The sequence below is a fragment of the Rhizobium sp. 768_B6_N1_8 genome (genome assembly GCF_051811225.1).
Taxonomy (GTDB): Bacteria; Pseudomonadota; Alphaproteobacteria; order Rhizobiales; family Rhizobiaceae; genus Rhizobium.
In genome coordinates, this window is record NZ_JBPWPV010000001.1 from 1,729,608 (window position 1) to 1,743,216 (window position 13,609).

The window sequence follows — 13,609 nt, forward strand, 5'->3', positions numbered from 1 at the left end:
GCCAAAAGGGACTTTTCAGCCCTGTTGGCAAGTAGAAATTTGCGTTTCCGCAAGTTTGTGAGGCGTTCAGGCCGCCTCGCCCGCCAGCTTTCGCCGGGAGGCAATCTTGGCGAAGGCTGCAATCGCCCTGTCCACGTCTTCTTTCGTCGTCGAAAAGCCGAGCGACATGCGCAGAGCCCCGAGCTTCGGATCACGGCCCATCGCCGTCAGCACATGGCTTTCGCCTACCCTGCCGGAGGAGCAGGCCGAACCCGCTGAAAGTGCCACGCCTTCAAGATCGAAGGCGATCTGACCGGTCTCCGCCTTCATGCAGGGAAGCGTGAAGAAAATGGTGTTGGCGACGCGCGGGCCGCCGGCGCCGTAAATGATGACGTCGGGTGCTGCCGCGTGCATGCCGGCTTCCAGCCGGTCGCGCAGCACGGCAATCGCAGCATTGCGCTCCTCAAGGTTCTGCAGCACGGCTTCCGCCGCAGCCCCGAAACCGATCAGCGCCAGAGAATTCTGTGTCCCTGACCGGTGACCCTTCTCCTGCCCACCGCCGCGGATCAGGGCCTTCGGCATCAGCGCTTCGCCGCGGGTGACGAGTGCGCCGGCGCCCTTCGGGCCGCCGATCTTGTGGGAGGAAATGATCATGAAATCCGCGCCGATCTGCCCGATCTCGATCGGCAGCCGGCCGGCCGCCTGCACCGCATCGACCACGAAGAGCCCGCCATGCGCGCGCACGATCCTGCCCGCCTCTTCAACCGGCTGGACGATGCCCGTCTCGTTGTTGACGAACATGATCGCCACCATGGGCAGGCCCGTCGTCTTGTCGTGAGCATCGAGCAGGTCGGAAAGCGCTTTCAGATCGACGACGCCGGCATCCGTCACCGGAATCTCGGTCGTCCTGTCCTTCGGGAAACGGCCACCTTCGCGGACTGCCAAATGCTCGACGGCGGAATGATAGAGACGACCGAGCTTCAGCGGCGTGCGGCCCATGCTGAATTCTGGTGTCAGCACCATGTTGGCCGCTTCGGTCGCACCACTGGTGAAGATCACATTGGCGGGGTCGGACCCCGTCAGCAGCGCAATCTTGCGGCGCGCGCTCTCGATGGCGGCGCGGGCGGCACGGCCCTCGCCATGCACGGAATTTGGATTGCCGAACACGTCTATGGCGCGCATGATCGCGTCACGCGCTGCAGGGTGCATCGGCGATGTTGCGTTCCAATCGAGATAAAGGCGTGGCGGCGCCATTGTCTTCGGTCCTGCGCTTGACGAGCTTGCTTCGGGCGCGGCGGTGCATTTTTCTTGAAATTTCCGCCGGGCTTGCCTTATGACACGTTCCACGCTGCGTGGATCGCCATGCAAGTTTCGAATTGTTCTAAACTGCGTTTTAGAAAAGCTGACAACTGTCGTCAAGTCATGTTGTCGCCAAACGTGGCGTGAACGCGAAATAAAACCCGGAGTACCGATGCCCGAAGTTATTTTCAACGGCCCAGCCGGCCGTCTCGAAGGCCGCTACCAGCCCTCCAAGGAAAAAAGCGCACCGATCGCCGTCATTCTGCACCCGCATCCGCAGTTTGGTGGCACGATGAACAACCAGATCGTCTACCAGCTCTTCTACATGTTCCAGAAGCGCGGTTTTACGACACTGCGCTTCAATTTCCGGGGCATCGGCCGCAGCCAGGGCGAATTCGACCATGGTGCGGGCGAGCTTTCGGATGCCGCCTCCGCGCTCGACTGGGTGCAGAGCCTGCATCCCGATTCGAAGACCTGTTGGGTCGCCGGCTACTCTTTCGGCTCCTGGATCGGCATGCAGCTTCTGATGCGCCGTCCGGAAATCGAAGGTTTCATGTCGATTGCCCCGCAGCCGAATACCTATGACTTCTCGTTCCTGGCGCCCTGCCCGTCCTCCGGCCTCATCATCAATGGCGAATCGGACAAGGTAGCCCCCGAAAAGGACGTCAACGGCCTCGTCGAGAAGCTCAAGACGCAGAAGGGCATTCTCATCACCCACCGCACCGTGCCTGGCGCCAACCACTTCTTCAACGGCCAGGTCGACACGCTGATGGCCGAGTGCGAGGATTATCTTGACCGCCGCCTGAACGGCGAACTGGTGCCGGAACCGGCAGCCAAGCGCATCAGGTAACGGCCTGCCGCATGGCGGCCGTCATCTCGAATTCCACGCCCTCAACACCTTCGATAAAGATCGGCCCGCGCTCTCGCATGCCGATCTTTTTTAATACGCGCTGCGAGGTGAGATTGTCGGGGTGTGTAAAAGCGATGAAATGCGGCGCAATATCTCTCGCGAAGAACCAGTCGGCAAGGCTTGCTGCGATTTCCGTTGCATAGCCTTTGCCCCATTCTCGGGCGTAGAAAGCATAACCCATCTCATACTCGCCGGTGTGGTAGATCGAGATCCCGGCACGTCCGATGAAGTGGCCGTCCTGTCGGCTGACGATCTTGTATTTCGTCGTACCGTCGCGCGCCTGCTCGGCAAGATATGTTCGCAGCCGCTCCTCGCACTTTTCGCGTGACCAGGGCGCTCCGCCAGACATGTAGCGTGTCGTCTCGATTGTCGAATGCAGGTCGTGGATCAGGTCGGCATCGCCGTCTTCCCACATCCGAGCGACAAGGCGCGGCGTTTCGAAAATGACTTCCCCGCTCATCTGGCCGGCTCCGCCAGGACACCACCGCTTACCGGCTGGTTGACGCCCGTCGTGCCGGGATAGGTGAGCGGCAGTCCCTCCAGCGAGCGCACGGCCAGATAGGCCCAGGCCTCCGCCTCCATCGCATCTCCGTCGAAACCGGCCTCTTCTGCAGTGATGACACGAGAACCGGTCTTCCCGGCCATATCGGCAAACTCCGCCATGATTGTCCCATTCAGCCGTCCGCCGCCGCAGACGATGTAGACCGAAGGGCTCTCGGGCAGATAGGAGGCGCATTTGACGATCGAGGCGGCAGCTACATGCGCAAGCGTGCGCGCGCCATCCTCCAGGCTCGCCTCGCCATCTGCCAGCGGATTGAAATCGCCACGGTCGAGCGAGCGCCGGATATTGCCCTTGAAGAACGGGCTGCCGAGATAACGGGCGGCAATATCGGGCACCACCTGTCCGCGCCCGGCGATCTCGCCGCCGGGATCGTAGGTCTTCCCGGTCTGCATCTCCACCCACTGGTCGATCAGCGTATTGCCGGGGCCACTGTCGAAGGCGGCAATGCGCCCTTCTGCGCCGATATAGGTGAGGTTCGAAATGCCACCGATATTGACGAAGCAGACGGCCTGCCCTTCCTTCTGAAACCGGCCGGCAAGGGCGGCGTGATAGGCCGGCACCAGCGGTGCGCCCTGCCCGCCATGCACCATGTCATTGGCGCGCATATCATAGACGACGGGAATGCCTGATCGTTCGGCCAGAAGCTGCCCGTCGCCGATCTGGATCGTCAGCGCGTCGTCCGGCCGGTGCAGCACGGTCTGGCCGTGAAAGCCGAGCACATCGACATCACCGCTGCTAAGGCCAAATTTACCGAGAAATGCCGTAACGGCATCTGCATGACGTTCGGTCAGTTCGATTTCTATTTCACGCAGTTCGTGCGGCCGCGCAGTGCGATCGGTCAGCGGCCGGGCCAAATCCAGCGCGCGCTTCAGCCTCTCGCGAAAACCGCCGTCATAGGCCACCCCCAGGAACGGTCCGCGCTCGATGAAGCCTCGCCCGTCCGTCCGCAGAAGCGCCACATCGATGCCGTCCATCGAGGTGCCGCTCATCAAGCCGATCGCAGTCCTGACGATATCCATTGCGCCGCGAGCCTTTCATGCGATTCCCGGATGCACTTTTGGAAAAACAGTGCTAAACGCGCCGCGACGGTTCAACAAGCGTCAATCCCAAATCCCGTTCGACGTTGAAGAGACGAAGCCCATGTCCGAGTTCAAGTCCGATTTCCTCCGCACGCTGCAAGAGCGCGGCTTCATTCATCAAATTTCCGATGAAAGCAGCCTCGACGATCTCTTCGCCAAGGAAACCGTGACGGCCTATATCGGCTTTGATCCGACCGCACCTAGCCTGCACGCCGGATCGCTGATCCAGATCATGATGCTGCACTGGATGCAGAAGACCGGCCATCGCGCCATCTCGCTGATGGGCGGCGGCACCGGCATGGTCGGCGATCCCTCCTTCAAGGAGGAAGCCCGCCAGCTGATGACCGTCGATACGATCGAAGGCAACATTGCCTCCATCAAGCGCGTCTTCTCGAACTACCTGAACTATGGCGACGGTCCGAAGGACGCGCTGATGATCAACAATGCCGAATGGCTGCGCTCGCTGAACTATCTCGAGTTCCTGCGCGATGTCGGCAAGCATTTCTCGGTCAACCGCATGCTGTCCTTTGACAGCGTCAAGACGCGCCTCGACCGTGAACAGTCGCTGTCCTTCCTGGAATTCAACTACATGATCCTCCAGGCCTATGACTTCGTCGAGCTTGCCAAGCGCTACGACTGCCGCCTGCAGATGGGCGGCTCGGACCAGTGGGGCAACATCGTCAACGGCATCGACCTCGGTCACCGCATGGGGACGAAGCAGCTCTACGCGCTGACCTCGCCGCTGCTGACCACCTCGTCGGGTGCCAAGATGGGCAAGTCGGCCACGGGCGCCATCTGGCTGAATGCCGACATGCTCTCGGCCTATGATTTCTGGCAGTACTGGCGCAACACCGAGGATGCCGACGTTTCTCGCTTCCTGAAGCTCTACACCACCTTGCCGATGGACGAGATCGCCCGCCTCTCGGCACTTGGCGGTTCCGAAATCAACGAGGTCAAGAAGATCCTGGCGACCGAGGTCACCGCGATCTTGCATGGCCGCGAAGCCGCGGAACAGGCAGCTGAGACGGCCCGCAAGACGTTTGAGGAAGGCGGTCTCTCCGACAACCTACCGTCTGTCGAGGTTCCGGCCTCCGAGCTCGACGCCGGCATCGGCCTCCTGTCGCTGATTGTCCGCGCCGGTCTTGCCGCCTCGAACGGCGAAGCCCGCCGTCACGTCCAGGGCGGCGCCGTGCGCATCAACGACCAGGCTGTCAGCGACGAGCGCAAGATGATCGGCAGCGGCGAAATCACCGCCGATGGCGTCATCAAGCTGTCGCTCGGCAAGAAGAAGCACATCCTGATCCGCCGCGCAGCGTAAACCGCGCCAGCGATGCCAAGAGAAAAGCCGGCCTTCCCGCCGGCTTTTTCTTTGCCTGTTTCAGGATAATGGCGGGGAAAACTTCTCCATCACGAAATTGTCGAGCTTCTGCCCGCGCTTTTCGACGGTCTGTCGCGTGACCACAACGAACCCCTTGCGCTCGAAGAATGGTCGCGCCGTCAGGCTCGCATGCGTGTAGATCCGCTCCATACCTGATGCCAGCGCCTCCTGCTCGACGCGCGCCAGCAGCCGGCTCGCCACACCGAGCCCCTGAAATTCGGGATGCACGAACATCATGTCCAGGCAGCCATCGGCGACGAGGTCGGAGAAGCCGACCGGCTTGCCGTCAATGTCAGCGATCCAGGCCGGGCGGCTTATCCGGCGCTCGGCCCACTTGGCGGGATCTTCCACCTGCGCCCAGGCATTAATCTGCGCAGTCGAATAATCGCGCGACGAGACTTCGCGGATGGCGCGCAGGAAAATCTCGATCGTCGCGTCGCTATCCCCGGGCGTATAAGGCCGGATCAGGATGGAGTTCTGCACCGATAACCCCCAGCGATTTACTGGAACTAGCGATTTACTGGAATTCGAAGATCTGGCGGAACACGCCGGGCGCGATCACCGAGAGCGGGTTGATCTGCAGGCTCGGCTGGTCGAATTTGCCTGTCAGCTTGAAGGTGATGCCGATCAGGCCTCGGTCTGAACCATTGCCGAGGATGACGCCGATCAGCGGCAGCTCGGCAAACAGCCGGTTGAGGCCATAGGCCGGCATGAAGGTACCGGTCATGTCCATGTTGCCCTTCGCATTGCGCACCACGCCCTGGAAGGTGGCGCCGATCTGGTCGCCGCGCAGCACGCCGTTTTCGATGGAGATTGCCCCGCCGCGCGAAACCACACGGGCAAAGCCGCGCTGGAAGCGCTGCGAGGAGGTATCGATATCGCGTTTGACGGCTTCGTTCAGCGTGCGCTGGTCCGAACCGACAGGTGTGGAAACGATCGAGCGCAGGCGCTGCTCGTTGACGATCGAGAAGCGGCGCACATCGAGCGAGCCATCCCAGCCGCCGCCCGCATTGAGACGGATAGCCAGATTGAGAAGCCCGCCCTGCATATGCTGGTAGAGATCGGCAAAGCGTGAAACGGAGCCGGCATCGCCGCTGGTGATGTTGATGACGCCGCCGCCCTGCATCTGGCTGACGACCGCCTCACCGCTATCCGTGATGCCCGAGAAATTCAGCGATTGCAACCGGCTGCCACTCATGGCGATCTGCGCCTGGAAATTACCGATCTTCTCGTCGTTGAAGCCGATGATGTTCTGCAGTTTCGCCCGCACGCTCACGCTGCTGCTGTCGCTGCCGTCGCTGTCCGAATCCGATTTCAGTCGGGCGATGATCGGTCGCGCATCGGCGCTGGCGCCGGATACGGAAATATCGAAGCCGCCTTTGCTGCGCTTCAGCGACAACCCGAAATCATCGAGGGAAGACAGTTTCACGCTGTCGAAATCCGCCGATATCAGGCCGCTTTTGCCGATGGTGAGCGCCCCGGTCGCGCCGAAGCCATCCCCCTTCAGACGGAAATTCTTGACCTGCGTATTATCGGGCGGGCCGGAAACCTCGAATTCGGCATTGGCGGGAATACCAGTGCCCTTCGACCAGCCGATCCAGGGGAGGTCGAGCGATGCCTTGCCGAGATCGAGCTGCACGTCCTGCCGGTCTTCGTCGAGGCGCGTCAGTACCAGCTTGACGCTGCCGCCGAGGATGCCGGACAGGCCGGGCAGCAGCCTGTCGCGCTGATCGCCGTTTAGCGTTGCCGTGATCACGCGCTGCGGCTCGATGCCAGAAGATTTGTCGACGGGCTCCAGCATATCGATATCGGCGGAGACGCCATCGATATCGGCCTTGCCCTTGACCTTCACCTGCTGCGGATCGGCATCGAGTGTGCCGTCGAGATTGGTGATGACACGCCCCGAGAACGGCTTGGCAAGCGCGACATCGGTGAGCTTCATCTGCGCCTCCCATTCGGGAGGCGGCGGGTTCTGCGAGGACAGAAGTCCGAAATGCGCCTGCACATGGGCGTCGATAGTGCCCTTAAGGTCGTCGGGCACAAAGCCTGCGCGCTGCAACACCTTGATCGGCTTGTAGGTCAGAAGCTCGCCCACCGCATCCGCCGAGCCTGAAACGGAAATGTCAGCATCTGCCATCAGCGGCTTGTCATAGACTGATGGCATCACGAAGGTGCCCGGCTGCACCGCCACCGAACGCCCGGATGGGAAATAGGAGGTGCCGCTCTTGAGTGAGATCGTAGCCTTTCCGCCCGTCAGGTCGAAATGCGCCGCAGTATCGCGCACAGGCGGGATCTCGCCGGCGACATTCAAGCGCGTACCGTCGATGTCGAAGGCGATGCGGAGCTGATTTTCGTCGAGCCGCAGGCCCCGTCCTCCTGCCGCCTCATCCAGGCGCCCTGGCGGAATGTAGACGGAAATGGAAGCATCGGTCACCACGCCGCCGAAGAGGTTTCCCAGCACCCAGACCCGCGCTTTGGACGCCATCCAGAAAGGCCAGAGCTGCTTGACCGCCGTCGTCTGCATCTGCTGCGACTGGCCGGCAAAACTGATCTCCGGTGATTTCTCGTTCAGCCGGATGTGCAGCGCCCCATAGAGGGAGCCGAGCGGTGAGGAAGCCACCATATTCGTGAACTGGAATTCGCGGCCGGCGACGAGATAGCGTCCGGTCGCCTGCAGATCGAAGGACAGCGGCTGCTCGCCGGAATTGGGTGCGGCCGTGCCGCCGCTGATCAGCGCGTCGATGCCGAACCCCTTGCCCGCATTCGGATCGAGCTTGTCGAGGTCGATCAGTGCGCCGCTGATCGGCAGAATGGTCGCGCCGAGATGCAGCTGCGATTTGGCGATCTCCAGCGTCTGCTTGTCGAAGTCATAGGCCAGATTGAGTTGCCCGTCCGTCAGCTCCTGAGAATCGCCGTCGACATAGATGAGGCCTGGATCGAATTTGAGAGCCGCATTGAGCGATGGCTTGACGCCGTTGGCAGCTCTGACTGCGGAAATGGTGAGATCGCCGAAGGTATTGAGGCCCTGGCGGATCTCGCCCTGTTCGTTGCGCTTCAGTGTAAAGGGCGTCAGGTCGGCATGCGACAATGTGGCCACGAGCCGGGATGCGTGCCCGCCCGCCTGTTCGGTGATCACATTGAGGTCGGCTGCCTCGCCGTTGATGGAAATCTGGCCGCTCAATTGCAGCGAGTTCGGCCCGGCATGTTCGAAGGCGAGACTGTCGACGACGAGCGAAAGCGGCCCATTTGCCGTATCCGCGAGCTTGATATCGATGCCGGAGATACGCACGGAGTCGGTAGCGCCGCGTTCGACGAAGCTTTCGAACAGGTCGAGATGCGAGAAGATCGTCTCCATTGCCGCTGGAATCGCATCGACGCGCAGGTCGTCAAGCTTGATGGGAGCGCTTGATGGAAGCAGCGACGTATCAAGGGCAATGCCGTCAGCTTCGACCGATGATACGGCGATGCGGCCGCGGAAGAGCTGCAGCGGATCAAGCGCCATGCGCATGGAGGATGTGGTGGAAAGATGCTGGCCGCTCTGCTGGTCGATCATGTTGACGTCGCGCGCTTCGAGCGCCAGCCGCAGGCCGGAGGTGAAGCGGATGACGGTGGAGCCGACCTCGGCGCGGTAGCGCGGCCCCAGCGCGCTGTTCAGCGCCGACTGCGCCTGCTGCGACAGCGGCGCGTCGATAATCCCGCTTTCGATGGTGAAGACGATCGCCGCCAGGATGAACAGGATCACCACGCAAAAGCCGCCGGTGACCTTTGCGGTGCCACGCATGCGCGAGCGCGGCGGCGGGCAATGCACGATCAGAGGATCCTCCACTTGCGCGGAAGGCAGGTTGTGCAACGCGACGATATCCTTCTTGCGAAACGTGACTTTTTCGCCGCGGATGGCTGACATGCGCCTTGGGAAACTCCTGAATCTGATTTGAACGGCTCTGGGCGGGACGCCGTTTCATCCACTATATAACCCGTCTGATATAGTATCCCTCCTAAACCCGGCAAAAGAAAGTTTTGAGAATGTCCGCTCCCGGTATTGGCTCTCCTGCTCCCGATTTCAGCCTCCCGCGCGATGGCGGCGGGCGCATTTCACTCTCGGATTTCCATGGAAAGCCGGTGGTTCTGTTCTTCTATCCCAAGGATGACACGACGGGCTGCACGACCGAATCGCTGGATTTCACGGCACTTGCCGGTGAGTTTGCAGCCGCCGGTGCCGCCGTCGTCGGAATGTCGCCCGATTCGGCCACCTGCCACGACCGCTTCATCAAGAAACACAAGCTGACGGTGGCACTCGCCTCGGACGAAGAGAAGACCGTGCTGCAGGCCTACGGTGTCTGGAAGGAAAAGAAGATGTACGGCCGCACCTTTATGGGCGTCGAGCGCACCACCTTCCTGATCCGCAGGGACGGCACGATTGCCACCATCTGGCAGAAGGTGAAGGTTGCCGGTCATGCCGAAACGGTGCTGGCAGCCGTCAGGAACCTCGCTGCGTGACGACCATCACCTCGCTGCGCGGCGGCGCGATCGATGCGATCCGCTCCGCCGATCTCGATCGCAAGACGGGGCTCGCGCAGGAAAGCGCTACCAGATGGTTCGCCCGGCGCATCTCGCTGCGCTCGCCGCTGGATGCTCCCTTGCCCGAGCGTCCCGGCCGGCCGGAAAAGCCGCTGCTGGTGCCGCCGACACAGGTCGGAAAACGATCGCTCCATACCGTTCATGGCCGCATCGCCCTGCTCCACGCGATCGCCCATATCGAGCTCAATGCCGTCGATCTCGCGCTCGACATCGTTGCCCGATTTGCCTCCGCCCATGTGCCGAATTCCTTCTTCGATGGCTGGATGCAGGTGGCCTACGAAGAGGCCAAGCACTTCCGCATGGTGCGCAAGCGGCTCAATGATCTCGGCGCCGATTATGGCGATCTGCCCGCCCATGACGGCCTCTGGCAGGCGGCGCATTCGACCCGCAACGACCTGACGGCCCGGCTTGCCGTCGTGCCGCTCATTCTCGAAGCGCGCGGCCTCGATGTTACACCTGCGCTGCAGGCCAAGATGCGCGAGACCGGTGACCTCGAAAGTGCTGCCGTTCTCGACGTCATCTACAACGACGAGAAGGGCCATGTCGCCGTCGGCGCCAAGTGGTTTCGTTTCCTCTGCGCCCGCGAAAAGCGCGATCCTGCAAGGACATTCCAGGAACTGGTGCGGGCCAATTTCCGTGGCCCGCTGAAGGCGCCGTTCAACGATGTGGCCCGCGCCGAAGCCGGCCTGCCCCCCTCCTTCTACCGCGCACTCACCTCGACCAGCCAGAGTTGAGCGGCAAGCTCCAATAGGCCTGCGTAAACCGACTGTTAACCATAAAAGTATGTAATCATTTCCCAATGAGGCTGGGCGCTAAAAGCGAATCTTTGGGAGACCCTTCGTGACGAACGGACATCACAGTCGGGTCTTCGGCAAGAAGGCGCAGGAACACGTCCTCATTCTTGCCAGCGGCGACAAGGTGCGTCACATGACGGTAAAGCCATGGATGGCCGCTCTCGTCTTCTGCTTCGTCGGTGTCTTTTCCATCGGCTATCTGCTCGCCACCTCCTACCTCGTGCTGCGCGACGATCTGATCGGCGCGACCATGGCTCGCCAGGCCCGCATGCAGCATGATTATGAGGATCGCATCGCCGCGCTGCGCGCCCAGGTCGACCGCATCACCTCTCGCCAGCTTCTCGATCAGCAGGTGGTCGAGGACAAGGTCGACAAGCTGATGGAACAGCAGATAGCGCTGACCTCTCGCCACGGCAAGCTCGATAACCTGCTCGACCGCGCCGAAAGCTCCGGCCTGACCGGCAAGGATGCGTCTGCCGCGGATTTGCCGGCACAATCCTATGCGCCCGACATCAAGGACAAACGCGCTTCGCTGACCGGCGGCGCACAGGCGATCGAAAGGATGCTGGCGGGCGACAGCAAGCCGGCCGACGCCGAGACCCCCGACAATTCCACCCTTGCCTATGTTCCATCAGAAGAAACCGTCGGCGATCGCGCTGACCGCATCTTTTCGAAGGTCACGCTCTCGCTGAAGACCGTCGAGCAGGACCAGAAGAACCGCATCGACCAGCTGACAAGCGACGCCGGCAACGCTGCCAACACGATCGAAGGCGTGCTCGACCGCTTTCATATAGCCGTTCCGGCTGAGACGATCGCCGCCAAGGAAGAAGAAGACAGTGCCGTTGGTGGTCCTTACGTCGAGCCCGAAAGCAATGACGATTTCAACAATTCTCTGGTGCAGCTCGATGGCGCGCTGACCCGTCTGGAAGCGGTGCGCAGCACCGCCGAATCCCTGCCCTTCCGCAATCCGGCCATCGGCAAGGAAGTCACCAGCCCTTTCGGCAACCGGCGCGATCCCTTCCTCGGCCGGCTTGCTCTGCATTCCGGCATCGACTTCCGTTTCTCGCCGGGTGAAAGGATCCGCCCTACCGCGCCCGGCAAGGTGATTGCAGCCGGCTGGACCGGAGGCTACGGCAACATGGTCGAGGTCGATCACGGCAACGGCATTTCGACGCGCTACGGCCATATGTCGGAAATACTGGTCAAGGTCGGCGACACGGTCGATCGCAACAATGTCATTGGCCTAGCCGGCAGCACGGGCCGCTCCACCGGTACGCACCTGCATTATGAGGTGCGTCAGGATGGACATGCCGTCGATCCGATCTATTTCATGAATGCCGGCCTTAAACTTGCCACTTATATAAAATAGCCGGATCGCAGTAACGAACGCTTCACCTCGCTCCTGGGGTGGAGCCGCTATTCCTTGACTTGCCGGCCGTTTAGGACTATGTCGCCAACCATTGCGGCATGCAATCCTGCCGACTCGCCAGAGACCGGCCGAACGGAACGGAAACAGTTTTCCCTTTGACGACATTTGCTGAACTTGGTTTGAGCCCCAAAGTGCTCTCCGCTGTTACTGATGCGGGCTACACCATCCCCACTCCCATTCAGGCCGGGGCAATTCCCTTCGCGCTTGAGCGCCGAGATATCTGCGGCATCGCACAGACCGGCACCGGCAAGACGGCATCCTTCGTTCTTCCTATGCTGTCGCTTCTGGAAAAGGGCCGCGCCCGCGCCCGCATGCCCCGCACGCTGATCCTGGAACCGACCCGCGAGTTGGCCGCCCAGGTTGCCGAGAATTTTGAAAAATACGGCAAGAACCACCGCCTCAACGTCGCCCTCCTCATCGGCGGCGTTTCCTTTGAAGATCAGGATCGCAAGCTCGAGCGCGGCGCAGATGTTCTGATCTGCACCCCCGGCCGCCTTCTCGACCATTTCGAGCGCGGCAAGCTGCTGATGAGCGGCGTCGAAATCCTCGTCATCGACGAAGCCGACCGCATGCTCGACATGGGCTTCATTCCCGATATCGAGCGCATTGCCAAGCTGATCCCCTTCACCCGCCAGACGCTGTTCTTCTCGGCCACCATGCCGCCGGAGATCCAGAAGCTCGCGGATCGCTTCCTGCAGAACCCGGAGCGGATCGAAGTCTCCAAGCCGGCCTCGGCGTCGGTCACCATCACGCAGCGTTTCGTCGCCTCTCACGACAAGGATTACGAGAAGCGCGCCACATTGCGTGACCTCATCCGCGCTCAGACCGATCTGAAGAACGCGATCATCTTCTGCAACCGCAAGAAGGATGTCGCTGATCTCTTCCGTTCGCTGGAGCGTCACGGCTTCTCGGTCGGCGCCCTGCACGGCGACATGGACCAGCGCTCGCGCATGGCCATGCTTGCCAACTTCAAGGACGGCAACATCCAGTTGCTCGTCGCCTCCGACGTCGCAGCCCGCGGCCTCGATATTCCCGATGTCAGCCACGTCTTCAATTTCGACGTGCCGATCCATTCGGAAGACTACGTTCACCGTATCGGCCGCACCGGCCGCGCCGGTCGCTCCGGTGCTTCCTTCACCATCGTCACCCGCCGCGACCAGAAACATGCCGACGCGATCGAAAAGCTGATCGGCGAAAAGGTCGAATGGCAGAGCGGCGATCTCTCCTCTCTGCCCCCGGCCGAAGAAAGCCGCGACGGCGATCGCTCTCCCCGCCGCGCAAAGACTCGCGAGCGGGATAAGGATCGTGGCCGTGACCGCCGGTCTGCGAGTCATAAATCTGATATCAACGCCGAAGATAATGGCGTTGAAGTCGTGGAAGCAGCACCAGCAAGACCAGCAAGGGCCGAAACCGTGAAGAACGAGCGCAAAGCAGAACCGAAGCCACAGAACAACGCGCGCAACGGTCGGCAATATCCGGCGAATGATGACAATCGCGAGCGCCGCCGCCATCGCGACCATGACGACGGCCCGACGCCGGTCGGATTCGGTGACGATATCCCCGCCTTCATGCTGATCGCTGGCAACGCCAAGGTCTGATTG

11 protein-coding genes are annotated in these 13,609 nt (G+C 61.5%); 6 read left to right on the forward strand and 5 right to left on the reverse strand.

The genetic code is table 11. The features are described from left to right. Positions 1 to 66: 66 nt before the first annotated feature. Positions 67 to 1,233, reverse strand: coding sequence for a cysteine desulfurase family protein (locus tag AB8B33_RS08840; protein ID WP_439015076.1), 1,167 nt, complete (start codon positions 1,231 to 1,233; stop codon positions 67 to 69). 217 nt (positions 1,234 to 1,450) lie between these two features. Here AB8B33_RS08840 and AB8B33_RS08845 point away from each other — a divergent pair, with 217 nt between their 5' ends. Beyond that, complete coding sequence (locus AB8B33_RS08845; RefSeq protein ID WP_113325620.1) at positions 1,451 to 2,128, forward strand: alpha/beta hydrolase; 678 nt, start codon at positions 1,451 to 1,453, stop codon at positions 2,126 to 2,128. Here AB8B33_RS08845 and AB8B33_RS08850 read toward each other — a convergent pair. Next, the gene (locus AB8B33_RS08850) at positions 2,121 to 2,648 is read right to left on the reverse strand and encodes a GNAT family N-acetyltransferase (protein WP_439015077.1); all 528 of its coding nucleotides are present in this window, start codon (positions 2,646 to 2,648) and stop codon (positions 2,121 to 2,123) included. The two genes, AB8B33_RS08845 and AB8B33_RS08850, sit on opposite strands and share 8 nt — an antisense overlap. Continuing rightward, positions 2,645 to 3,769 (reverse strand): anhydro-N-acetylmuramic acid kinase, encoded by a 1,125-nt coding sequence (locus AB8B33_RS08855; protein WP_439015078.1) that lies wholly within the window; start codon positions 3,767 to 3,769, stop codon positions 2,645 to 2,647. Before AB8B33_RS08855 ends, AB8B33_RS08850 begins: the two co-directional genes overlap by 4 nt. A 121-nt stretch (positions 3,770 to 3,890) precedes the next feature. On the opposite strand from AB8B33_RS08855, the gene tyrS reads away from it, so the two are divergent. Further along, the gene (tyrS, locus tag AB8B33_RS08860; protein WP_439015079.1) at positions 3,891 to 5,147 is read left to right on the forward strand and encodes a tyrosine--tRNA ligase; all 1,257 of its coding nucleotides are present in this window, start codon (positions 3,891 to 3,893) and stop codon (positions 5,145 to 5,147) included. Between the two features lie 60 nt (positions 5,148 to 5,207). Here the strand turns inward: tyrS and AB8B33_RS08865 are convergent, their stop codons facing one another. Both AB8B33_RS08865 and AB8B33_RS08870 read right to left on the reverse strand, forming a co-directional pair. Further along, a complete protein-coding gene (locus AB8B33_RS08865) occupies positions 5,208 to 5,690 on the reverse strand; it encodes a GNAT family N-acetyltransferase (protein WP_439015080.1) in 483 nt (160 codons plus the stop codon). A gap of 34 nt (positions 5,691 to 5,724) precedes the next feature. After that, on the reverse strand, positions 5,725 to 9,111 hold the full coding sequence (locus tag AB8B33_RS08870; protein ID WP_439015081.1) for a hypothetical protein: 3,387 nt from the start codon (positions 9,109 to 9,111) through the stop codon (positions 5,725 to 5,727). A 119-nt stretch (positions 9,112 to 9,230) separates the two neighbouring features. Here AB8B33_RS08870 and AB8B33_RS08875 point away from each other — a divergent pair, with 119 nt between their 5' ends. From AB8B33_RS08875 to AB8B33_RS08890, 4 genes are all read left to right on the forward strand, one after another. Further along, entirely contained in the window at positions 9,231 to 9,704 is a 474-nt protein-coding gene (locus AB8B33_RS08875; protein ID WP_439015082.1) for a peroxiredoxin, read from the forward strand. Then, on the forward strand, positions 9,701 to 10,519 hold the full coding sequence (locus AB8B33_RS08880) for a ferritin-like domain-containing protein (RefSeq protein ID WP_439015083.1): 819 nt from the start codon (positions 9,701 to 9,703) through the stop codon (positions 10,517 to 10,519). Before AB8B33_RS08875 ends, AB8B33_RS08880 begins: the two co-directional genes overlap by 4 nt. Positions 10,520 to 10,625: 106 nt before the next feature. Continuing rightward, a complete protein-coding gene (locus AB8B33_RS08885) occupies positions 10,626 to 11,948 on the forward strand; it encodes a peptidoglycan DD-metalloendopeptidase family protein (protein WP_439015084.1) in 1,323 nt (440 codons plus the stop codon). A 98-nt stretch (positions 11,949 to 12,046) separates the two neighbouring features. Then, complete coding sequence (locus AB8B33_RS08890; RefSeq protein WP_439015085.1) at positions 12,047 to 13,606, forward strand: DEAD/DEAH box helicase; 1,560 nt, start codon at positions 12,047 to 12,049, stop codon at positions 13,604 to 13,606. Positions 13,607 to 13,609 lie beyond the last annotated feature (3 nt).